This is a genomic window from Kordiimonas gwangyangensis DSM 19435 = JCM 12864, assembly GCF_000375545.1.
GTDB classification, from domain to species: Bacteria; Pseudomonadota; Alphaproteobacteria; order Sphingomonadales; family Kordiimonadaceae; genus Kordiimonas; species Kordiimonas gwangyangensis.
The window spans coordinates 117,676-140,386 of record NZ_AQXF01000006.1; the positions used below are offsets into that span (position 1 = coordinate 117,676).

Sequence of the window (22,711 nt, forward strand, 5' to 3'; positions counted from 1 at the left end):
GAATTGACGCAGGCACCGCTAGTCCCTACATATGGCACATGGATCACGCCCGGTAACCTGGGCAGAAACGGACAAGTGTTTAACATGAGTGACAAAGCCCCCCCAATTGGCCTGAGCGCCCGCGCCGCCGAGCGCGTTGGCGCGCTGATCGCACAGCAAGGCAACCCAAACCTGAAGCTTCGGCTGTCAGTGTCGGGCGGCGGCTGTAGTGGCTTCCAGTACGGCTTTGACTTCGATGAGGAACAGAAAGACGACGACATCGTGGTGACACGGGACGGCGTTACCCTGCTTGTGGACGGCACATCGCTACTTTATCTCATGGGTTCGGAAGTTGATTTTGTCGAAGACCTTGTCGGCGCTTCCTTCCAGGTCAAGAACCCCAATGCCTCGTCGTCCTGCGGCTGCGGCTCCTCTTTCGCTATCTAAAAGGCACAGACATCCATGAAAATCGCCACCTTCAACATCAACGGCGTGAAGGCGCGCCTGCCGCGTCTCCTTGAATGGCTGGACGAATTTTCACCGGATGTTGCCTGCCTGCAGGAAATCAAGAGCGTAGACGAGAACTTCCCCCGCCTTGAACTTGAAGACAAGGGCTGGAACGTTGAGACCTTCGGCCAAAAGTCCTTCAATGGTGTGGCGCTGCTGTCCAAGCACCCGATCGAAGATGTGAAACGCGCCCTGCCCGCCGTAGACGGTGGTGACGAGACGGAAGACGAACAGGCCCGCTATATCGAGGGCACCGTCAAGGGCGTGCGCATCGCTTCCATATATTTGCCGAACGGCAACCCGCAGCCGGGACCAAAGTTCGACTATAAGCTCGCATGGATGAAGCGCCTTGCCGCGCGTGCGCGCTACCTGCTGACACTTGAGATGCCGGTTGTGCTTGCAGGCGACTATAATGTCATCCCGCATGATGAGGATTGCCACAACCCGGCAGCATGGGTTGATGATGCCCTCACTCAACCCGAAAGCCGGGCCGGCCTGCGCACGCTAATCAACCTTGGCTACCTCGACGCCATTCGCCAGATCACCCCGGCAGGGCCGATGTATAGCTACTGGGACTACCAGCGCGGTGCATGGCCAAAAGACCACGGCATCCGCATTGACCACCTGCTGCTGTCACCGCAAGCCGCAGATCTACTGAAGGACGCGCAGGTAGACAGGCTGCCGCGCGCCAAGGAAAAGGCAAGCGACCACACACCTGTATGGGTGGAACTGGACGTCTAGAAGGCCCTAAGCGTCTACGGTTTTGTAGACTTCGCCCTCGCGGTTGTTCTTTGGCTGGCCAAGCTCTTCAAGGCTTGGTGTGATATATTCATCCACCGCGACGATATGGTTGTTGCTGTCCACATGGACCGCACGGGAAATACGGCCCGGCAGGTCGTAGGCCGGAACCTGCTCATACCCCATGATGATCGCGAGATCACCCTTCGAGAACTGGTGTGCCGCCGCACCGTTGAGGCAGATCACGCCCGAGCCCTCGGTACCCTCGATGATGTAGGTGGTGATACGCTCGCCATTGGTGATGTTCACCACGTCGACAGCCGTGTGCGGCAGCAGGCCCGACGCCCGCAACAGGATGGGGTCCACGGTGATGGAGCCAACGTAATTGAGCTCAGCGCCCGTCACTGTCACGCGGTGCAGCTTGCCATACATGAAAGTGCGCAGTGCGCCATCGAGGTGCGGTTTGCTCATCTAACCTGTCCTTTCACATCAGGCTGCCCAAACATCCGCAGCCGCTAGCCGCATATGGCCCACTCAGGCCGCGCCGTCAAGATAGCGGCAAAGAAAATGGGGCGAGCAAACGCCCACCCCACAATGCTTCCACCGTCTTTTCAGGCGTTATTCGCCCATTGGCTCCTGCGATTGACGCGCGGCATAAACCTGACGCTGCCAATCATACCGAAGCCCATGCGCAACCGGGATGAGCGCCAACAGGAATATGCCGACAACATATTCAAGCAACACACCGACCATCTTCGGCGCCACAGCCTGAACGATCATCAAGGGCACATAACAAGCGGCATAAATGAAGAATAACACCAGCGCGAATTCAAGCACATGAGGCTCGCCGATCTCCTCATCCTCCCGGCCAAGTGCGGTTTTAGTAAGGTTCGATGAAAAGACGGAATAAACGGCACAAGACACACCAAACACGATGAGATAGGCAAAGCCCATAGCCTGCACGACCTCAAGCGAGTCCATGGTGCCCAAACGCGGCAACTGGTCAAAGGTTACGCCAATGCCAAGGATACCAGTGATCATGATCACCACAATCGCCACAAGACACACCAGAATACCGATAAAAAGGAGCTTGAGCCCTGTGGCGAGGGCGGGTGTGAGAGTGGCGCCAAAGCCGTCCGGGAACAGGTTTTCGCGCCCGTCCGCACCAACCCGTGCCCAGTAGTTGAAAATCCAACCCATGCCATATAGCGCGATCACCACGCTCACCAGCCCACCGAATATCATGGCACCTGTCGCGCCACCGCCCGTGCCAGCCAATGCAACGCCAAGCAACAAGAACACGACAATGATGGCGACAGCGATGGCGATGATTGCAGCCAGCGTTACGAGCAGGCCTTTTCCGAACGAAAATGTCTGCACGAAAGACTGCTTGATAAATTCTAGAATTGGAAACTTGGCGTCCACGACCTCTTCCCCCCTAACAAGATAATCTCATGTCAGGCTAGCCAATCGCGTTTGACTTGAAAAGCGTTAACGCTGCCAAAGCATGTGGACAGTGGGAAATGGCCTGCCTGCATCATCCACGGGGTCACGGCGCATGTCCTTGAACCCGCAGCTCCGGTAAAAGGCGTGGGCCTGCGGCTGCTGCTCGTTCACCTGAACTGTAACCTCGTCATACTCCGCCTTCACGCGGTCAATGAACTGGCGGCCAATGCCCTGCCGATGGCATTTCGGGTCAACAAACAGCGCATCAACATTGTTGCCGGTGCAGCCCATGAAGCCAAGCGGCTTGCCCGAAGCATCGACATACACGTCGAACTCAGCGTTAGGCAGATAATCATTTTTGACGATGACTGCGATCTCCGCACGGTCTTCCGCGCTCAGGAAGTGGTGTGTCGCTTCGACAGCGTCGCGCCAGATGTCGAACAGGCGACCAAGGTCGCCTGACTGTGCTTTCCGAAAACTCACTGAAAAATCCTTATTTGAAACGGGAGACGTCACGCACCGCACCGCGGCTCGCGGAGGTGGTCATGGCGGCATAGGCCTGAAGTGCTTTAGTCACCTTGCGTTTACGTGGGGCCACCGGCTTCCAGGCGTCTGCGCCCTTGGCTTCCATCGCCTCCCGGCGCGCGGCAAGCGTTGCAGCATCCACCTTCACGTTGATGGTGCGGTTGGGAATCGAAATCTCGATGATATCCCCCTCTTCCACAAGGCCGATGGCGCCGCCGTCCGCGGCTTCAGGGCTGGCGTGGCCAATGGAAAGGCCGGACGTACCACCCGAGAAACGGCCATCGGTCAACAGCGCACATTCTTTCCCGAGCCCCATGGATTTGAGGTAGCTGGTGGGATAAAGCATTTCCTGCATGCCCGGCCCGCCCCGAGGGCCTTCGTAGCGGATGACAACCACATCACCGGCAACAATTTCACCGCCAAGGATCGCGGCAACGGATGCGTCCTGGCTCTCGAAAATCCGTGCGCGACCGATGAAGTTGAGGATGCTTTCGTCCACCCCCGCGGTTTTCACGATACAGCCTTCTTCGGCGATATTGCCAAACAGCACCGCAAGGCCGCCATCGCGGCTATAGGCGTGCTCGGCATCGCGGATACAGCCCTCGCGGCGATCAAGGTCCAGCTCCTCATAGCGCTTGGACTGGCTGAACGCCACTTGCGTCGGCACCCCGCCCGGTGCAGCGCGGAAGAAATGATGCAGGTCCGGGTCGTTGCTCAGCCGCACATCATAGCGGCTGATGGCCTCATTCATCGTGCGGGTGTGCACGGTGGTGCATTCGCCGTTGATAAGGCCAGCGCGGTTCAGTTCGCCAAGGATGGAGAAAATGCCGCCCGCGCGGTGAACGTCCTGAATGTGGTACTTCTGTGTAGCGGGTGCCACCTTGCACAGGTTCGGCACCCGGCGTGACAGGCGGTCAATGTCCGCCATGGTGAAGTCGATCTCGCCTTCCTGAGCCGCCGCCAGAATGTGCAGCACGGTATTCGTCGACCCGCCCATGGCAATATCAAGCGCCATGGCGTTCTCGAATGCGCCAAAGCTCGCCACATTGCGCGGCAGCACGCTCTGGTCGCCTTCATCATAATAGCGTTTGGTGATCTGTACGATCAGCCGCGCCGCGGTCAGGAACAGTTCCTTGCGGTCCGAATGCGTCGCAAGCGTCGTGCCGTTGCCCGGCAGGCTAAGGCCCAAGGCTTCCGTGAGGCAGTTCATGCTGTTGGCGGTGAACATACCGGAGCATGAACCGCAAGTCGGGCACGCGCTGCGTTCAATCCGCGCGACATCCTCATCCGAGATATTGGGATTCGCGGCGTCGACCATCGCGTCCACAAGGTCGAGCTTCCTGACTTCACCTTCATAATCATCCTCGCCCGCTTCCATCGGTCCACCGGAGACAAAGACGGCGGGGATATTGAGGCGGAGCGCCGCCATCAGCATGCCGGGGGTGATCTTGTCACAGTTCGAGATGCACACGAGCGCATCCGCACAGTGTGCATTGGCCATATATTCAACGCTGTCGGCGATAATCTCGCGGCTTGGCAGGCTATAGAGCATACCATCGTGGCCCATGGCGATACCGTCATCGACCGCGATGGTGTTGAATTCCTTGGCGATACCGCCCGCAGCCTCAATCTCGCGCGCGACAAGCTGGCCCATGTCCTTCAGGTGTACGTGGCCCGGCACAAACTGGGTAAAGCTGTTCGCGACTGCGATGATCGGCTTGCGGAAATCCTCATCCTTCATGCCGGTCGCGCGCCAAAGCGCACGGGCACCCGCCATATTGCGGCCATGGGTGGAGGTACGGGAACGATACTCAGGCATTATTGGCTCTCCGGACAGGATCAACTTCACGCGTCATATTTGGCGCGACCATAGCCGCAGTGCGCGCGCCTGTCGATAAGAAACGAAAAGAAATCACGCTCTATTTTGTATTTTAATTTCAAGCAAAGCCATTGCCTGCAAATGGCCGTCAGCCTATAGATGGGGCTTGATTTCTATGCTTTTAAGGAGCAAATGCCGTGTCCCAAGGCATGATGGAACCCTATGCGGGCCTGATCAGTTTTTTGCGTATGCCTTTTGCGCCCAGCGCCGAAGGCCTCGACATCGCCGTGATGGGCGTGCCCTTTGACCTTGCGACCACCGGCCGGTCCGGTGCTCGCTTCGGCCCGCGCGGTGTGCGCGAAATGTCGCTCACCATGGCAGAGTTCCCGTGGGGTGTCTGGCCGTGGGAATATCATTTCCGCGACGAATTCAAGGTTGCTGACCTTGGCGACGTAACAGGCTTTACTGCCTACACGGACCGCATGATGCCGTGTGTCGAAGAAGCGGCAGACAAGGTGCTTGCGACCGGCGCCCAGCTCCTGACCATCGGCGGTGACCATTCGATCAGCTATCCGCTGTTGCGCGCGCATGCACGCAAACACGGCCCCTTGGCCCTCATCCACTTTGATGCGCATTCGGACACGTGGACGGACGAAGACCTCAACCACGGCACCATGTTCTACCATGCCATCAAGGAAGGCATCATCGTGCCGGAGAATTCGATCCAGCTCGGCATGCGCACACCGAACCCGGACAAACACGGCATGCTGGTGCATGACGGGCTTGAGTGCTTGCGCACCCCGGCTGCAGAGATGGCTGAACGAATTCGCGCCCGTGTCGGTGACCGCCCGGCATACCTGACCTTCGATATCGACTTCCTTGACCCAGCTTATGCGCCCGCGACCGGCACACCGGTGGTGGGTGGCCCCAATGTGGCCTATGCGCGTGATGTGCTGCGGGCGCTTCGCGGCATGAATATTGTGGGCGGTGACCAGGTTGAGGTTGCGCCGCATTATGAAGGCCCGGGGCAGATCACCGCCCTCGCCGGCGCGACTATCGCCTGCGATATTCTTTACCTGATTGCGGAAGCGCGTAAACAGCGCGGCTAAGGAAACAAAAGATTACGGCATCGCCTCCGGTGCCGTAACTACCCTTCAGTCGGCCGAGAAGCCGTAGCGTGACTTGATCTCGCCACTGGCTTTGAGCTCGTTAATGCGCTTGGTGGCATAAGCGACAAATTCATCACCATGGTTGCCCGGCCAGCAGGTGAACTGCTCCCCAAGGCTCATCAGCACAAATTTCTTGTCTGCGTGATAGGCTTTTTCGCCCGCACGGTCGAAATACTGCTGCGCGTCGATTGAGTAGGAAATCACCACCTGCGCACGGCCGCTTGCGATCAGCGCAAACGCGTCGTCCATCGTGTTGGCATATAGGATCGACTTCGCGAATGACAGACGCCGCTGCGCGATGGAGCTGACATGGAGGCCTTCGTCACCAGCAAGGGTTTTGCCTTTGAGGTCATCCATGCTGTGCACCTTCTCCACACCCTTGGCGGTGTAGGCATGCATCGACAGCCGATTGAACACAGGCGTGAACCTTAGCTCCGACAATTCCTTGCCATTGTCGCGGTAAAACTTTTCATCCTCCGACGCCATGTACATGCAGTCATATTCATGTTGGAAGAAGGCGCGGGTGAACCGCTTGACCGGCAGCATATGCAGGTCAACGCCTACAGGGCTACCCGCTGCAATATCCTTGTAGAAATCCCAATAAGGGCTTGGCTTGTCCTTCTCGAACACACCTTTGATCGCGGGTCCGCCAATGCGGATGGCATGGTCTGCGCGTGCAGGAACAACCGCCAAGGCCATCAACCCTGCCAACGCCATCATGCCCGCAAGAACCCGCTTTATCATTCTAGCCAAACCCAAAAACACGTGATTAGCCACCCTAACCATTAGACTCGAAACGACTCGTAACTGTAGCCTTCAGCGAATCGGCTAAAGTGCTACTTTAAGTGAGCTTATCAGCAATAGGTTAATGCTCTCTATCCGCCCATAAAAAGAAAAGCACCCCCGGATGGGAGTGCTTTGCCTGTATCGTTTCGGAGGCGGAGTAAGCGCCACACTTGTTAGAGCCGCGCCAGCGCTGCTTTCACTTTGGCTGCTTGCGCTTCAAGGTCGATCAGCTGTTCACGCGCTTCCGCGACCACATGCTCAGGCGCCTTGGCGACGAACGCCTCGTTACCAAGACGGCCCTTAAGCGCACCGGCTTCCTTCGAAACCTTCTCAAGCGCTTTTTCAAGCCGCGCTTTTTCCGCGTCCAGATCCATCAGGTCGGCGAGCGGGAGGTAGACGGTTGCCTCGTCCACAACAAGCTGAGCTGCGCCTTTGCTCTCGGCGCTCGCCACCGCTTCGGCTTTCTCGAGCCGTGCGAGGCGGCAGATCATGTCCTGGAACTCACCAAGACGGGCTTTCGTCGCGTCGCTCGCGCCCACCACAAGGGCCGTTGCCTTCGCGCCCGCTGGCACATTCATCTCCGACCGGGTGGACCGGATTTCGGTGATGAAGCGGATGAGCCAGTTCACATCCTCGCCCGCAGCGTCTGCGGTCTCAGCCACGGTCGGCCATGCCGCGTGGATGAGGTCATACGGGCGGTCGTCGCGCGTGGCGTGCCACAGTTCTTCGGTGATGAACGGCATGAAGGGATGCAGCAGCACGAGGATCTGATCCAGCACCCAACCTGCAACCTTGCGGGTCTCGGCTTTTGCAGCTTCGTCTTCGCCCCAGAACACCGGCTTGATCAGTTCCACATACCAGTCACAGAAGGTGCCCCACGTGAAGTGATAGATGGCGTCCGCACTATCGTTGAAGCGGAAAGCGTCAAGCGCACGGGTGATGGCCGCCGTGGTTTTGGCCACCTCAGCAATGATCCATTTGTTGACCGCCAAGGTTGCTTCGGGCGCATCCACGCTGTCGGAGCCTGCGATCTCGTTCATCTCGCAGAAGCGCGCAGCGTTCCAGAGCTTGGTCGCGAAGTTGCGGTAACCCTCAACACGTTTCTCGCTGAGCTTGATGTCGCGACCCTGTGCTTCCATCGCCACAAGGGTGAAACGCAGCGCATCCGCGCCGTATTTCTCGATGAACTCAAGGGGGTCAATCACGTTGCCCTTGGATTTGGACATCTTGGCGCCGTGTTCATCCCGCACCAGCGCGTGGATATAGACATTCTTGAACGGCACCTCATCCATGAAATGAATGCCGGACATCATCATGCGCGCCACCCAGAAGAAGATGATGTCAAAACCCGTGATCAGCGTGCTGTTCGGATAGTATTTTTTGACAGTATCCGTGTCTTCCGGCCAGCCGAGCGTGCTGTAGGGCCACATGGCGCTTGAGAACCATGTGTCGAGCACATCCGGATCCTGCGTGAGCGTCACGTCAGCGCCCAGCTTGGCGCGTGCGGCCTCGTAAGCTGCTTCTTCGGTTTCCTCAACGAATACGCTGCCATCAGGTGCATACCACGCAGGAATACGGTGGCCCCACCAAAGCTGGCGGCTAACGCACCACGGCTGGATGTTGCGCATCCATTCAAAATAGGTCTTTTCCCAGTTTTTCGGGATGAAGTTGGTCTTGCCAGTCTCAACCGCCTCAATCGCGGGCTTGGCCAAGGTGGCTGCATCCACATACCACTGCTCGGTCAGCCAAGGCTCGATCACCACGCCGCCACGGTCACCGAACGGTACCATATGACGGTGTGGTACGACCTTGACGAGGAAACCGGCGGCTTCCATGTCAGCAACAATAGCCTTGCGCGCCTCAAAGCGGTCCATGCCGCGGTATTTCTCCGGCGCGTTCTCGTTGATCGCGGCGTCACGGTCGAAGATGTTGATCATCTCAAGGTCGTGGCGCTTGCCGATTTCAAAGTCATTGAAGTCGTGCGCAGGCGTAACCTTGAGGGCACCGGTGCCCTGCTCCGGGTCTGCGTGCTCATCACCCACGATGCGGATCAGGCGGCCAACAAGCGGCAGCTTGACGAACTTGCCGATCAGGTGCTTGTAGCGCTCATCCTCCGGGTGCACGGCAACGGCGGTGTCGCCCAGCATGGTCTCCGGCCGCGTGGTGGCGATTTCAATGAACACGCCCTCTTCACCGTCAACCGGATAGTTGAAGTGCCAGAAATTACCGTCGACTTCCTTCTGCTCCACCTCAAGGTCCGAAATCGCGGTCTTGAGCTTGGGGTCCCAGTTCACAAGGCGCTGGTCCTTGTAGAGAAGCCCTTCCTTATAGAGCTGGACAAATTTCTTGAGCACGGCTTTGGAGCGCGGCTCATCCATGGTGAAAGCCTCGCGGCTCCAGTCGCAGCTTGCGCCAAGGCGGCGAAGCTGGCGGGTAATCGCTCCACCTGATTCCGCTTTCCATTCCCACACGCGCTCAAGAAAAGCCTCGCGGCCCATGTCCTGGCGCGTTGGGCCGCCGGCAGCGTCCAACTGGCGTTCAACCACCATCTGAGTGGCGATGCCCGCGTGGTCCGTACCCGGCTGCCAAAGTACGTCCTTGCCGCGCAGGCGTTCAAAGCGCACAAGCGTGTCCTGCAGGCTGTTATCAAGCGCGTGACCCATGTGAAGATTGCCGGTGACGTTCGGCGGCGGCATGACGATGACATAAGGCTCAGCCCCTTCGCGCTTGCCACATTCAAACGCGCCTGAGTTTTCCCAATGTTCGTACCATTTGGCTTCGATATCCGCCGGGCTGTATGTCTTTTCGAGCATCTTCTATTCCGTTTTGTCACACTGTGGCCGCGCACACGCGCAGCCCTTCACATTTTTCCGGGCAATCCGGGGGCGCACAATGCACAATTCTGGCACAAAACAAAAGCCCGAACTCGCGCTTTTCCGCAACTTTCTGGCCGCTTTCGCGCGCATTCTGTGCCCACCCTGCACCAATGGCCAATTGGCGCATGCTTTTGCCCCGTGTTAGGCTGGGCACAAGCATTCGGGAAGGGAAGCCAGCATGCGACTTGTCGCCATCATGCTTTTGTTTGTCAGCGCGGGTATGGCCCGCGCGGTGGATGATGCTGCGCAAGCCCCTGCCCCCATCGCCAGCGCCCCCATTGACCTGACCGACAACCGGGTTGAAGTGCACATGACGGCCGCTGGCGTGCCGGTCAAACTGCTGCTGGATACTGGCGCATCCACCTCCCTGCTGTTCGAAAGCGACGCGCTGAATAAAGCAGAGCTCACCTTCACGGAGGAACGGCACATCAGCTTCCCGGCGTTCGCGAAGGGTGCCACAGGCGCGCGCATCAGCGCGCTGACCTTCAGCGCCGTGCCGGACTTCACCACCACAAGCGATACAGTGCTGTACCTCAAGGCGGATGAAGGCATCGTGGCTGATATTGGCACCAAATTCTCCGGCATTCTGGGTCGCGATTTCCTGAGGAACTATGTGGTGGAGATTGTGCCCTCCGACCGGGTGATGAACATCTATGCGGGCGGCACGGACCTTAGCGCCCATTACAGGCTGTCTCATGACCTGGTGATGGAGGAAGACACACCCTACCTGATGCACCGTTTCCGCCTGCCGTGGGAGGAATGGCCATCCACGAAAAAGCTGCTGCTCGACACCGGCTACCCCGGCGGTGTGGTGCTGTGGCATGACCGGCATTTTGACCGTGTCGCCACGCCGGATGAGCGGGAGAGCCTGCGCGCAGAAGGCAAAGGCATCGTCTTTTTCGGGCTGATCCGCTTCTCCAAGCTTCTTTACCGCAACCTCGCGGTTTTTGTCGGCCCCTCACGCGCCGGGCAGCTTGAGGACCGGGACGGGCTTATTGGCGCCAGCATGTTCCTGCCCTTCCGCTATGTGATTGATCTCTCTGGCGGCAAGCTGCTGATGGAAGCGCGCAATCGCTCCCGCGGGATTGGCTATAGCATCAGCAATGAAGTGATCTACACACCGGGCAATGAGGAGTTCATCATCAAGGACCTGCGGCCGCGCCCCTCCTCCACGCCCAAATCCACCTTCACCAAGGACGCAACAGAAATTGTGCCCGAACAATAGCTTGTTCAGGCACATGGAAACTGTTTGAAATGTGTGAGGCGTGAGCCCTCCGCCGCTATTTGCGGCGCGCAATCCGGGCCACTTCACGCTCAACCGCGTCCTGCACGATGGCAGGCAGGTGTTCATCAAGCCAGCCTTGCAGCATCGGCTTCAGCATGGCGCGCACAAGGCCCTCAAGCGTGTTATCCGCACCCGCGTAACCTGCCACCATCATTTGTGTGAGGTGGGCGAAGCTCTCCGCCGTGCGGTTTTCAACCGGTGGCGAAACGATGGCTTCTGCGTCACCAGCAAAGTCCGTCAGTTCAAAGACGTCTTCTTCCTCAGGCTCCGGCTCATACACTGGGGCTGGTGCCGGGGTCGGCATTGGTTCCGGCTCCGGAATGGGTTCGGGCTCGGGCCATGGTTCAGGCTCGGGCTCTGGTTCCGGGAACGGCTCTGGTTCGGGTTCTGGTTCCGGCTCAGGCTCAGGTTCTGGCTCGGGTTCCGGCTCAGGCTCTGGCTCAGGCGAAGGCGCTTCATCAAAGGTGTCATCCACCTCTGCTTCCGCGGCGTCTTCTTCCGACTCATCAGAAATGATCCGGCGTATAGACGCCAGGATCTCTTCCATTGTCGGTTCGTCTTCGGATGCGTTGTCGCTCATAGACCAGCCAGTATTAGAACTCCCTAGACCACAGGTACCGTTTAGAGAGTCACGTGTCAATAATTCTTAAACTAGCAAAGGAAGTTACGAACAACACGCACAAAAAGCGCAAGCACGCAAAAACAGCTATTTTTCATGAAAAAAGGGGCCAGAAGGCCCCTTTTTACCTGCGAAGTTTCGCAAATTAATTATTCAACGTCCCAACCGATGAACTTGTCGTCCACTTTGTCGGTATATTGGTCCGGGTCGTAGCGGGTAACGCCGAGGCCGAGATCCTGCGCGGTCAGGCGACCGGTTGCGGACACGAGGCTGTAGGCGGCCACGAACTCGTCACGCTGTGCACGCACAAGCGCCACGCGGGCGTTCAGAAGCTCCTGTTCGGCGTTCAGCACGTCAAGCGTGGTGCGGGAACCCACATAGGCTTCCTGGCGAACACCCTCGAGCGCGATCTCGCTTGCACGAACCTGTGCTTCCGAAGACGTGATCTGGCCAACGGCTGCGCGGTACTGGTCCCACGCGACGAACACGTTTTCCTGCGCCACACGCTCAGCCTGACGGATTTCCATCAGACGCTGGCTGCGGATTTGCTTGGCGCGGCGAATATCGGAGTGACGAGCGCCACCGGCATAAAGCGGCACGGTAACCTGCACACCGACAGCGCGACGTTGGTTGTCATTGGAGAAAGGCACCAATCCCTGCTGCGATTCAGTAAGCCCCGAGCTGGAACTGTCAGTCCAGCTAGCCTGCACACCGACTGTGGGCAGCAGCGCACCTTTGGCCTGCCTTACGGAATAATCAGCCGCACGTTCGGTATATTTCGCGGCAATCACCGATGGGCTCAGTTCCATTGCAATCTCGATAGCAGCATCAAGGTCAACGGGAAGCTGCGGCTTCGCCTTTGGTGTCTCAAGCGTGGCTGGCGGACGGCCAACAACACGCTGGTATTGTGCGCGGCTCGCAGCCAGAGTTGCCTCGGCGGTCAGAAGCTGAGACTTGGCACCTTCAAGGCGGGCTTCGCTTTGCGCTACGTCAGTACGGGTTACTTCACCCACACGGAAACGGTCCTGGCTGGCTTGAAGCTGGCGGTCAAGAACCTGCACGTTGTTGGCGTTCAGGGCCACAACGGCTTCGTCACGCACCACATTCATGTAAGCCGAAACGGCATCCAGCAGGATTTGCTGTTCAACCGACAGCAGTTGCGCGCGGCCCGCAAGCACGTTGTTGCGCGCGCCCTTGACCGCGTTGCGGTCCTGAAAGCCGCGGAACACGTTCATGCTGGCTGTCACACCGTATTGTTCGGATTCCCCCGGTGTCGAAGGGTCGTATTCCCCGCTCTCACCGATTGCTCTTGTACTGGTATCCGAGTAACTGTACTCGCCCTGAAGCGACGGCAAAAAGCCTGACTTCGCGCGGGAAATGCTTTCGTCAACGGCACGCAGTGCGGCGCGTTGAGCCATCAATTGCGGGTTACTTTCGTAAGCTGCCGCGAGCGCTTCTTCGAGCGTCTCACCGCTTGCTGCAAATGTCCCGGTAAGCACCGTTGCCATGGCAACGAGTGATACGATCCCCTTTTTCATATGCGTCTCCTTGTTTCCTCGCTGTTGTTTTTATTGGCGGCCAGCTTTTCATCAGCCTTTACGCCAAGGGGTTTGTGTTTTTATCACTATTCAAAAATTAACTCCACCCGGATTAAGATACAGCGATTGGCATCTCATTCCTGCGTAGCGTTAAAATACAAAACCTTTTTCCGCCTCGAAACCCGGAAGCGGTTGAATGTTTGCATCAAACAGGTCCCTGCCAGATGCAATACCATCCTCCATGGTCACGATATGGGCGCGGCCCTGCCCGTCTTCAAGTTTTACGCACAAAAGGCGGCCGCCCTCTTTTAATTGTTTAATGAGCGCGTCCGGGATCACCTCAACCGCGCCTTCGATCACGATCACATCGAAGGGGCCCTGTTTGGCAACACCCGCGTTCAGCGCACCGCTGACAACCGCGGTATTCATGATCTCAAGGTTCGCGAGTTTTTTCTCAGCCATCGCCACAAGCTCGGGGTCTGTCTCGAGGCCAACAACGGCGTCAGCAAGGCCCGCAAGCACAGCGGTTGAATAGCCGGTCGCGCAACCGATATCGAGCACAAGGTCCTTCGGGCCGATCTCAGCGGCATCAAGAAGACGCGCGAACACCATCGGCTCCATAAGGAAACGACCATCGCCAATCGGCAGGTCTTCATCCACATAAGCAACGGAACGTTTGGCTTTCGGTACGAACTGCTCCCGCGGGATCGCGCGGATAGCCTCGATCACACGTTCGTCATTCATTTCGTTCACACGAAGCTGACAATCGATCATATGGCTGCGGGCGACTGCTGATTCGGTCACGGCTGGAACCCCTATTTCACATAAAACTGTTTACGGCTTTTGCCGCTTTATAAATAGGCACGCGGCCATAGTCATGCAAAAAATCACTTGAACGACAGGCTTATTGCCACAGGCGGCCGCCAATCCCCATCCGGTTGCGGCGAACGGACGCATCTGCGCGACCGAATGATAGGCAGCGCAAGGCTCACGCAAGGCGCGCGAACCCCGCATGCGATCAGCCGAAATCAATCTCGCGCGGGTCATGCATCGGGAAGGTGCTCGGCGGTAGTTCCGCAGGCACGCTTGGCTCATAGACGATGCGGTTGCGGCCCAGCTTCTTCGCGGTATAGAGCGCCTTATCGGCGCGGCGAAGCGCCTGGTCGAAACTGTCATCATCCTCGGACACATCGGTCATGCCAATGCTGACGGTGAGCGAAACACTCTCCCCCTCCACAAGCGACACCTGATGGCTGATACGGCTTTTCAGCCGCTGGAGCACCTCGTTCGCGCCCTGCTGGTCGGTCGCGGGCAACAGAATGCCAAATTCCTCACCACCCAGGCGGCCAAGTGTATCTTCGCGCCGGAGGCTGTGTTCACAGATTTCAGCAACGGTCGCGAGCGCACGGTCGCCCGCCTCATGGCCGAAGCGGTCGTTGACCATCTTGAACCGGTCGATATCGATGATGGCGACGGTGAGTTCCGTGCTGTGGCGCTTCATGCGCGCAATCTCACCCTCCGCCGCATTCATGAAATAGCGGCGGTTGAAACATTTGGTCAGCGGATCGACGGCAGCGAGATACGCGAGCTCCTTGTTGGCGGCTTCAAGCTCACGCCGGCCGCGCACCAGCTCAAGCTGGGTTTTCACCCGCGCGCGCACAATGCTGCGCTCAAACGGCTTACGAATATAGTCCACCGCGCCGAGCGCGAAGGCCGATGTCTCGTCCTCGGTTTCTGTGTGCAGGCCGGTAATAATGATGATGGGGATATGCTTTGTGGCCTCATTCGCCTTCAGGCGGCGGCAGATCTCGAAACCGTCGATATCCGGCAACACAACATCCAGAAGGATTAGGCTCGGCTGTTTGTCCGCCGCGACCTTGAGCGCCTCGGCCCCGCTTTCAGCGGTGATCACCGCCCCCAGGTCTGAGATGGTGGATTCGAGAAGTTTCGCCATCACGCGAATGTCTTCTACAATCAATACCAGATCGTCTGTCATTCTTCACTCGCCCTCGATACCAATCGCACCCCGGCAAACTATGCCAGCCCAGCCTAGCCTATTGCAACCTTTTTGCCAAAAAATGACACCGATTTCATAAAAGGAAACCGCGCTTAGGGGTAGAAACAACACCTTCAGTGGTGTTGACGCTACGGAATGCGCCTTTTCAGGGCATTGAGACACAGATTCGGTTACGCCCACCGCGCTTGGCGTCATAGAGCGCGACATCGGCGCGCTTGAGCGCATCCTCGATCTTGGCATCACGGTGATAGACTTCCGAAATACCAATGCTGGCCGACAGGCTGAAATCCTTTGGCGCGCCTGAGAAACGCACCCCGGCAAAAGCTTCCTGCACCCGGCCGAGCACCGTGCGGGCGCCAGAGATGTCCGAGACCGGCAAGAGGATGCCAAATTCCTCACCGCCGAGGCGCCCCACGCTGTCCTCATGCCGCACGATCTCGCGCAGGACTTGCGCTGCCTGCTGCAGCACCTCATCCCCTGCCGCGTGGCCATAGGTGTCATTCACATTCTTGAAGTGGTCAAGGTCCAAGACCGCCGTTGTCACCGCATAGTCATGTCGGCGCATGCGGCTAAGCTCCTGATCGGCGGTCGCGAGGAAATGATTGCGGTTCATGCAGCCCGTAAGCGTATCGATACTGGCAAGGCGCTGCAGCTCGATATTGGCGGCATTCAGCGCGCGGGCGCGCAAATCCAGTTCCAGCTGCAGTTTCACCCGCGCCCGTACGACAGACGGGTGCATGGGCTTGCGGATAAAGTCCGCGGCACCCGCTTCAAAAGCCTTTGTCTCCGTATCGGCGTCGGTTTCCTCACCGGTGATCAGAAGCACGGGGATATGTTTGGTGCGGCTGTCGGCCTTGATGGCGCGGCAGACTTTCATGCCGTCAATATCCGGCAGCTTCACGTCAAGAAGCACAAGGGTTGGGCGTTCTTCCAGCAACTTGACGAGGCCAGATTTGCCGGTTTCTGCCATGATTACATCGGCCACATCGCCAATAGCCCGCGCCGCCAATTCCCGTGCAATCGGGCTATCGTCAATGATCAACACTTTTTCAAAAAAGCTCATAAATCCCCCGGCCCCTTTGCACGACCTGCAATGCCAAATTGGTATCGCCCCCAAGGCCTGACGGCCGCACGGCCATTTAAACCGCTTTGTGCACGCAATACAATATGAGAGCGTCAATCAGTGAGGTGCGAAATCGCAGAAGCGGTCAAAAAGAACCTTGACCACCCATGGGCGTGGTTCTATACGGTTCGGGCACCACAGAGAGGCGCGGTGGCGGAGTGGTGACGCAGCGGATTGCAAATCCGTGTACACCGGTTCGATTCCGGTCCGCGCCTCCACTTCCTCCCTGAAATTGCGACTTATTTAGCGTGCTGCAGCACTTGCGCAGCGGTGCGGTCCGTTTCTGTTTTCCGCGTAACTATGTGTCTGCCTTCTGGCACAAAAACATCAATGCAGTTCCTATCATTTCTGCGGCATCGTGATGCAACAGACACGCAGCAACGCGAGTGAAACCGTTGGGTTTTGCGTTTTTTCTTGGCCTGTGTCAGAAAAATGAAATTAGGGCTTGGCAGGCGAAATTTTTTCGCTATAAAGGCCCCCATCGCGGCGCTGAGGCGCCAACATGAGCATACTGTTCCCCAGTAGCTCAGCGGTAGAGCAAGCGACTGTTAATCGCTTGGCCGGTGGTTCGAATCCGCCCTGGGGAGCCAATTTTGAGAACCCGGAAGCATTTGCTTCCGGGTTTTCTGCTTTTATAGCCTCAGTATCTTGGTGTGATGCGCAGTTTGCCGGCGGGCTTTGGCACCAGATGGTCGCGGTCACGGAGCGGCTCTGGCCACTCATTGGCGATATGGGTGAGCAGGCTATCGATGCGGCGGTAGAGCTCCGCCCTCGCTTCCTTGTTGCCGGGGTTTGCGTAAGATGGCGGGGCCTCCATCAACGCACGGAAACCTTCCTTCTGCTCCTGCCACTCGGTGGCGGCGTCCTCCAGCGCGTCTTCGAGCGCGGCATAGAACACAAGGAACCGCCGCCAGCGGTGGTCATCAAAATCGAACAGGCTTTTGTCGCGCTCGTCCGGTTTCGCGCCCGACATCAACAGCCCTGCCCGTTTGCCAAGCGACACCAGTTCCTCAATCGTCTCGGCTGGCATATTGAGGTTGATGCCGCCTTCGTCCGACTTCAGGTACACATGGGCGATGCGCTCCCTATAGCCGGGCATGACCGACTGCAAGTTATCCTGCCAGTCCTTGGCGGCATCAAAAAGCGAGAGGAGGAAGGTGGCAATGCCCTCCTTGCGGCCAATGCTGAGCCACTGACCGTCGGCAGCGTCCATCGGCAGGCGCACACGGCGGCCGGGCAGTTCCTCATCAAACGCATCAAGCGTAATGCCGAATGTGGGGCGTTTGGGCAGGAAACTGTCAAAGAAATGAATGGGGAAATTGCTTGAAAGCCCACCGTCAGAGAACAGCACCCGCCGCATGGGCTTGAGGCCATTGGCCCCCGCGGGCATCGGATAGTCCACCCGGTATAGCGGCACCGCGGAAATCAGGAACGGGAAACTGAGGCTCATACGCGCGGTCACAATCAGCGGCAGGCGCGACGGGCCCGGGAAACTATAAAGCCTGCGCCCATTATAGGTGGGCCAGAAGAAAGGCTCGCCCCGCGCTTCCCGCCGGGCGCGGGTTTCCTCGAGTTTTCTGGTGCCTTCCGCAACCATATAATCCACCACATACGCGGGCACGAGGCGGCGCCATTCGTCAGCGTCAAAATACCAGTTGCGGTCACCAAGGTAGGGCAGCGCATGCGGGCGGCGCATGTTGAGGTTTGTGGTCACGGTCTTGAGCGTGATGGGCTTCGCGCCCTCGCCCGGCGGCAGGCGCAGGTCCTTGAACACAAGCGGCTTACCACCCGGCATGCGCCCGGCAGCTTCGTCAATCAACCGGGTGAGCCAATCTGATAGCGGCAGCACATCGCCTGTGGGCTCGCCTGAGCCGGGGCATAGGCCATAGTCATTGGCCTCAAGCCGTTTCATGAAGCGCATGACACCAGCCACCGCGCTCACCAGCACCAGAACGACAAGCGCCGCCAAAATGCTCAGCCCGCCCAGCGCATAATCCGCCCCGCCCCAAGCGGGGAGCGGTGCCGCACACAGCTTCATCACGAGCGGGATAAGCGCGAGTAGTGCCACAATGGGCCCTGCCACCCCGCCACACGGCACAACAAGCGCAACCAGCTTGATAGTATGGAAGACACGCCTGAGCCATGAGGCACCCTCCCCCGGCTTGTCGAGCACGGCCATAAGCAGGCGGAAAAAACTGCGGAGCGCAGGCGCAGGCTGGAAAAGTTTGGCAAGGTCGGTCTTGAGCATGCCGGGCAAGCGGCGCAGGACGGCGAAGCCTTTATCAGCACCATTCGCCTCCGCCCCCTCGCCATATTGCGCGGCGGCGGTAATCACGGCAGCAATCGCCCCAGCCGACGTGCCGCCAATACAGCGAAAGCGATAGTTGCGGCTCAACTCCAGTATGGCTTCTGGGTAGACCACACCAGACGTGATACCGCCTTTCATGATGATATCGCATTCGTGCTGCGGCTTTTGCATGGCTCCCCTCTTCACCGATTCGCGGTTTGGTTGCAGTATACAGCCATTTCATGGGACATTACAGTAGGCATTGCCAACACATCTAAGGCAAATCGCGCTGCTTTTGATCAAATCTGCTGATTTCTCACGCGATACATCTGCAACACCAGTGCGGCGAAAAAGCCACAAATGACCCTAAACTAAAGGCATTTTCCTTGTTTCCGCCTCAATTTAAGGCTAATCCAGCAAAGATTGTTTCAAGTGGCACCCCCCAGTGCCGACAAATTTATACGACCTCACGAATTGTAAGGTGAAAAATATGCGCAAGATTCTAATTCCCCTGCTGCTCGGTACGGTTTCGACAGCTGCTATCGCTGACGACCACCTCTATGGCGGTTTTGAAGGCGGCATCACCGGCGCCAACGACACCCATGTTGAGCGCACCACCACTGGTCTCAACTTTGAAGACGACAAAAACCTTGGTGGCATGCTCGGCCTTTATTTCGGTAAAGCCATGGGCCGCCTTCGCCTTGAAGGCGAGTTTGCCGTTCGCAAAAACAGCTTTGACAGCATCGACGTTGAAAGTGGCGGCGCTTACCCGCTCCCGCTCGGTGAGCGCGGCGCGTCCGGCAACATCAAATCCACCTCCCTGATGGCGAACGCCTGGTACCAGATTGGTGGCGACGACAAGTGGAAGCTCTTTGCCGGTGCAGGTTTTGGTCTTGCCAACATCGACGTGAACAACTTCCGCAACGGCCCGCGTACGATCATGAACGACAGTGAATGGTCCCCCGCTGGTCAGGTCATGATCCAGATGCTGCACGAAATCGGCGGCGGTATGGAACTGGGTATTGGTGCACGTCACTTCCGCACGTTTGATAACGCGCTCGATTCATACGACGGCACCGTTGGTTACGCTGTTCGCAACAATGAAGCTTTCATCCGCCTGGGCTGGAAATTCGGTGCGGACGAGCCGAAGCGCCCGGCGCCTGAGCCTGTGGTTCGCCCAGAGCCACAGCCGGAGCCTGTTGTGACAGCGCCTGTTCAGGAAGAGCCGAAGCCAGAGCCGAAGCCCGTGCCGCTGCCAGGTCCGTTCATGGTCTTCTTCGACTTTGACAAATCCACCATCACGCCAGATGCCGCGCGCATCATCCGTGAAGCAGCCAAAGCCTTCAAAGAGCACAAGGTTGTACGCCTTGTTGCAACCGGCCACGCTGACCGCGCTGGTTCGGACGCCTACAACATGCGCCTCTCGCAGCGCCGTGCTGACGCTGTGAAAGCAGCGCTCATCGCTGAAGGTGTTGATGCAGACGTGATCGACACAGGCGCGAAGGGTGAGAGCGATCCGCTCGTGGCAACTGGTGACGGCGTTCGTGAGCCGCAAAACCGCCGCGCGGAAATCGTGCTCAAGCGCTAAACTTGGCAGGCTCGGGCATGCCCGGGCCTCAATCAGCCAGATATAAAAAAGGCCAGCCTTATGTGGGCTGGCCTTTTTCTTTGGGGGGTTCGTCTTCTGTTATGTTCCGCGGCGCATCGGCCGCCGTCTAGCGCAGGGTCGCGGGGCCCAGCCGGCTTTCGCCCATGGCCATCGCCGTGTCGGCGCACATACCTCGCGGTGGGCTATAGCTGATCGGCATCAGGTCAAGGCCGTCCAGCGGGTCAGCAAGTTCCACCATGAAAATTGCCGACAGCGCCGCTTCATCGCAGAAGTCCTGCACCTTGATGCTCTCGAACGAGATATGGTTCGCGAGGTTGGTGGTGTAATTGTCGATATTGATGTTGGTGGCGCGGGCCAGATAGCGCTCAACGGGCGCGCGGCTCGCCTGGATGAAGGGCCGGTGCGTCAACACAAATGCGTTATAGAGCCCCGGGAAGCCAACCTCCCGATTGCGGCACTGGATCGCCGCGACCCTCAATTGCATATCAAGGAAACGAATCTGGTCGGCCTTCAGTTCGTCCACCGTCACACAGGCGGATGCTGTAGCCGACAACGCGGTAGCGGCAACTAGGCTCGCCCCGAGTAGTTTTTTAAAGCGCCTGACCATCATGTCCCCACATTCCGCTCTAGCTGCAATTTCAAAAAACCTTGCGCACTTTTTGCGCAAATCCGCACACTTTATGCTCACTTTCCGCACAAATCCCGCACAGATTTCGCACACATGCCGCACAAAAAACGGCGTAATTCTGGCCGTTTTCCGGATAATGTTAGGCACTATAACATATGGATATAAAGAAATCATGAACACTTTGACCGGAGCGAAAACAAGTGCTCCGGCCATGATCGCTAACTAGCGCAAGTGCTTATTTTGCCGTGATAAATTCACGGATGTCCTTGGCAACTTTTTCGAGTGACGGCTGGTGCAGGTACATCATGTGCCCGGCCTCATAGTAGGTCATGGTCACCCGGCTCATATCAATGCCGTGCCGCCAGAATGTATATTCCGCGTCAAAAAACGGCGTCGCAAAATCATAATAGCCGGACGCCACCATCACTCGTAAGCTTTTGTTTTCACGCATGGTTTCTGCAAGATCAGGGGCTGTATTCACATACTCAGGCTCATAGTAGCCCTGCGGGTCCCTGACCCAGACCCATTCACGCCCGACCTCGGGACCAGAGATAAAATAGGGTCTATCCAGATCAACTTTCAGCTCGTCCCTCAGGTAGCTATGAAGTGCCGCAGAATAAGCGCCAGAGATTGCCGCGCTGCCCGCATCCGCGCGTGGGCTATCGGCAGTATCATCAATTTCATCAAGGACATAGCGGCTATCAAGGCGGCCAACAGCAAGCCCTTCATCGCGCATCAGTTCTTTGACAAAACGGCCCCCCATCACCCTCAGGTTCGCGCGTTTCACGTAAGCCACATCAATCCCGAGATAGCCCGCAAGCTTCTCAGCCACCCGGTCAAACTCTGCCTTCTCAAGGCTTGAACCCTTGAAAAGCGCGGGCAGATACTCGTCCATCGCGAATGCCCGCACTTCCTTGAGATAGTCCTCAAGCGTGCCCTTGCGCTCCACCTTGCCGTGGTACCACGCGGTCGCGGCTTCGGTTGGCAGATAGGTCACGAAACCAATCAGGTTATTGGGGAACGGTGAGCTACCGGTATAGTCAAGTGCTTGGGAAATAAGGATAAGCCCGTTCACCCGCAGCGGCTCCGGCCCGTCTTCAAGGTACGGTAGCACCGCCGCCGCGCGCGTGGTGCCGAAGCTCTCACCCATGATGTAGATCGGCGTGTTCCAACGTCCGTTCGCCCGCACCCATTCGCGGATGATCTGCGCCACGGTGCGTGCATCTTCCGCGAGGCCGTATACATCCTCCGGCTTACCTTTGCCTGCAAGGCGGCTATAGCCTGTCCCGATCGGATCAATCATCACGATGTCACTGATATCAATAAGGGAATGTGGGTTGTCTTCAAGCTTGTAGGGTGCGTGTCCAGCATCCTGGGCATCACTTGGCACCACCACACGTTTGGGGCCAACGAGCCCCATATGCAACCACACCGACGATGAGCCCGGCCCACCATTGAACACAAAGGTCACGGGGCGTTTCTTGCCTTCGCCCGCCACATAGGCGGTCGTGACAGCGTCCGCGTATACGTCGCCGTTTTCCTTTTTGAGCGCGAGGTTCGAGACCACAGCCTTATAGTCGGTCTTGGTGCCTGAGAATGAACCCTTGTGGCTTGTCTCAAAGCGAATGGCTTCCGGGACCGGCAGATCCTTGCTCTCGCCCTCATCGCCCGCGAACGCATAGCCCGCCGTCACGACCAGCATGGCACACAGTGCGGCCGGTTTGATCAATGCTTTAATAGTCACCCTAATTCCCCTGTTT

General features: G+C 57.9%; 19 protein-coding genes and 2 tRNA genes. 7 read left to right on the forward strand and 14 right to left on the reverse strand.

Translation table 11 applies throughout. The features are described 5' to 3' along the window. The first annotated feature begins 84 nt into the window (after positions 1–84). Both erpA and xth read left to right on the forward strand, forming a co-directional pair. On the forward strand, positions 85–426 hold the full coding sequence (erpA, locus tag B150_RS0116760; protein WP_020401106.1) for an iron-sulfur cluster insertion protein ErpA: 342 nt from the start codon (positions 85–87) through the stop codon (positions 424–426). Positions 427–441: 15 nt separating this feature from the next. Further along, positions 442–1,227 carry an exodeoxyribonuclease III gene (gene xth / locus B150_RS0116765; protein WP_020401107.1) on the forward strand — a complete coding sequence of 262 codons (786 nt, stop codon included), beginning with the start codon at positions 442–444 and terminating at the stop codon, positions 1,225–1,227. A gap of 6 nt (positions 1,228–1,233) precedes the next feature. On the opposite strand, the gene panD is transcribed toward xth, so the two are convergent. The 4 genes from panD to ilvD form a co-directional block, all read right to left on the reverse strand. Continuing rightward, a complete protein-coding gene (gene panD, locus B150_RS0116770; RefSeq protein WP_020401108.1) occupies positions 1,234–1,695 on the reverse strand; it encodes an aspartate 1-decarboxylase in 462 nt (153 codons plus the stop codon). Positions 1,696–1,842: 147 nt separating this feature from the next. Further along, positions 1,843–2,604, reverse strand: coding sequence for a hypothetical protein (locus B150_RS0116775; RefSeq protein ID WP_155860113.1), 762 nt, complete (start codon positions 2,602–2,604; stop codon positions 1,843–1,845). Between the two features lie 111 nt (positions 2,605–2,715). After that, positions 2,716–3,153, reverse strand: a complete 438-nt coding sequence (locus B150_RS0116780) for an acetyltransferase (protein WP_020401110.1) — start codon at positions 3,151–3,153, stop codon at positions 2,716–2,718. Positions 3,154–3,163: 10 nt separating this feature from the next. After that, the gene (gene ilvD / locus B150_RS0116785; protein ID WP_020401111.1) at positions 3,164–5,014 is read right to left on the reverse strand and encodes a dihydroxy-acid dehydratase; all 1,851 of its coding nucleotides are present in this window, start codon (positions 5,012–5,014) and stop codon (positions 3,164–3,166) included. Positions 5,015–5,211: 197 nt separating this feature from the next. Here ilvD and speB point away from each other — a divergent pair, with 197 nt between their 5' ends. Beyond that, positions 5,212–6,123, forward strand: coding sequence for an agmatinase (gene speB, locus B150_RS0116790; protein ID WP_026168452.1), 912 nt, complete (start codon positions 5,212–5,214; stop codon positions 6,121–6,123). A gap of 45 nt (positions 6,124–6,168) precedes the next feature. Here the strand turns inward: speB and B150_RS0116795 are convergent, their stop codons facing one another. Together B150_RS0116795 and B150_RS0116800 are read right to left on the reverse strand one after the other, a co-directional pair. Continuing rightward, a complete protein-coding gene (locus tag B150_RS0116795) occupies positions 6,169–6,927 on the reverse strand; it encodes a substrate-binding periplasmic protein (RefSeq protein ID WP_162139718.1) in 759 nt (252 codons plus the stop codon). Positions 6,928–7,142: 215 nt separating this feature from the next. Beyond that, entirely contained in the window at positions 7,143–9,782 is a 2,640-nt protein-coding gene (locus B150_RS0116800) for a valine--tRNA ligase (protein ID WP_020401114.1), read from the reverse strand. A 241-nt stretch (positions 9,783–10,023) separates the two neighbouring features. Between B150_RS0116800 and B150_RS0116810 the strand changes: the two genes are divergently transcribed. Next, a complete protein-coding gene (locus B150_RS0116810) occupies positions 10,024–11,070 on the forward strand; it encodes a retropepsin-like aspartic protease (RefSeq protein WP_020401116.1) in 1,047 nt (348 codons plus the stop codon). 55 nt (positions 11,071–11,125) lie between these two features. Here the strand turns inward: B150_RS0116810 and B150_RS0116815 are convergent, their stop codons facing one another. The 5 genes from B150_RS0116815 to B150_RS21645 all read right to left on the reverse strand — a co-directional run bounded on the left by B150_RS0116815 (position 11,126) and on the right by B150_RS21645 (position 16,367). Continuing rightward, positions 11,126–11,710, reverse strand: coding sequence for a DUF2497 domain-containing protein (locus tag B150_RS0116815; protein WP_020401117.1), 585 nt, complete (start codon positions 11,708–11,710; stop codon positions 11,126–11,128). 188 nt (positions 11,711–11,898) lie between these two features. Continuing rightward, positions 11,899–13,287 (reverse strand): TolC family outer membrane protein, encoded by a 1,389-nt coding sequence (locus tag B150_RS21635; RefSeq protein WP_020401118.1) that lies wholly within the window; start codon positions 13,285–13,287, stop codon positions 11,899–11,901. Positions 13,288–13,437: 150 nt separating this feature from the next. Next, positions 13,438–14,091 (reverse strand): protein-L-isoaspartate O-methyltransferase family protein, encoded by a 654-nt coding sequence (locus tag B150_RS0116825; RefSeq protein ID WP_020401119.1) that lies wholly within the window; start codon positions 14,089–14,091, stop codon positions 13,438–13,440. A gap of 214 nt (positions 14,092–14,305) precedes the next feature. Continuing rightward, the gene (locus B150_RS21640) at positions 14,306–15,283 is read right to left on the reverse strand and encodes a diguanylate cyclase (protein ID WP_020401120.1); all 978 of its coding nucleotides are present in this window, start codon (positions 15,281–15,283) and stop codon (positions 14,306–14,308) included. Between the two features lie 166 nt (positions 15,284–15,449). Then, a complete protein-coding gene (locus B150_RS21645) occupies positions 15,450–16,367 on the reverse strand; it encodes a GGDEF domain-containing response regulator (RefSeq protein WP_020401121.1) in 918 nt (305 codons plus the stop codon). A 204-nt stretch (positions 16,368–16,571) separates the two neighbouring features. Between B150_RS21645 and B150_RS0116850 the strand changes: the two genes are divergently transcribed. Further along, a tRNA-Cys gene (locus B150_RS0116850) sits at positions 16,572–16,645 on the forward strand. Between the two features lie 297 nt (positions 16,646–16,942). Then, a tRNA-Asn gene (locus B150_RS0116855) sits at positions 16,943–17,017 on the forward strand. A 50-nt stretch (positions 17,018–17,067) separates the two neighbouring features. Here B150_RS0116855 and B150_RS0116860 read toward each other — a convergent pair. Beyond that, positions 17,068–18,906 (reverse strand): patatin-like phospholipase family protein, encoded by a 1,839-nt coding sequence (locus B150_RS0116860; protein WP_020401122.1) that lies wholly within the window; start codon positions 18,904–18,906, stop codon positions 17,068–17,070. A 298-nt stretch (positions 18,907–19,204) separates the two neighbouring features. Between B150_RS0116860 and B150_RS21650 the strand changes: the two genes are divergently transcribed. Then, on the forward strand, positions 19,205–20,302 hold the full coding sequence (locus B150_RS21650) for an OmpA family protein (protein WP_020401123.1): 1,098 nt from the start codon (positions 19,205–19,207) through the stop codon (positions 20,300–20,302). A 127-nt stretch (positions 20,303–20,429) separates the two neighbouring features. On the opposite strand, the gene B150_RS0116870 is transcribed toward B150_RS21650, so the two are convergent. Continuing rightward, entirely contained in the window at positions 20,430–20,933 is a 504-nt protein-coding gene (locus B150_RS0116870; RefSeq protein ID WP_155860114.1) for a hypothetical protein, read from the reverse strand. Between the two features lie 253 nt (positions 20,934–21,186). Continuing rightward, positions 21,187–22,695 carry a S10 family peptidase gene (locus B150_RS0116875; RefSeq protein WP_020401125.1) on the reverse strand — a complete coding sequence of 503 codons (1,509 nt, stop codon included), beginning with the start codon at positions 22,693–22,695 and terminating at the stop codon, positions 21,187–21,189. Between the last annotated feature and the right edge of the window lie 16 nt (positions 22,696–22,711).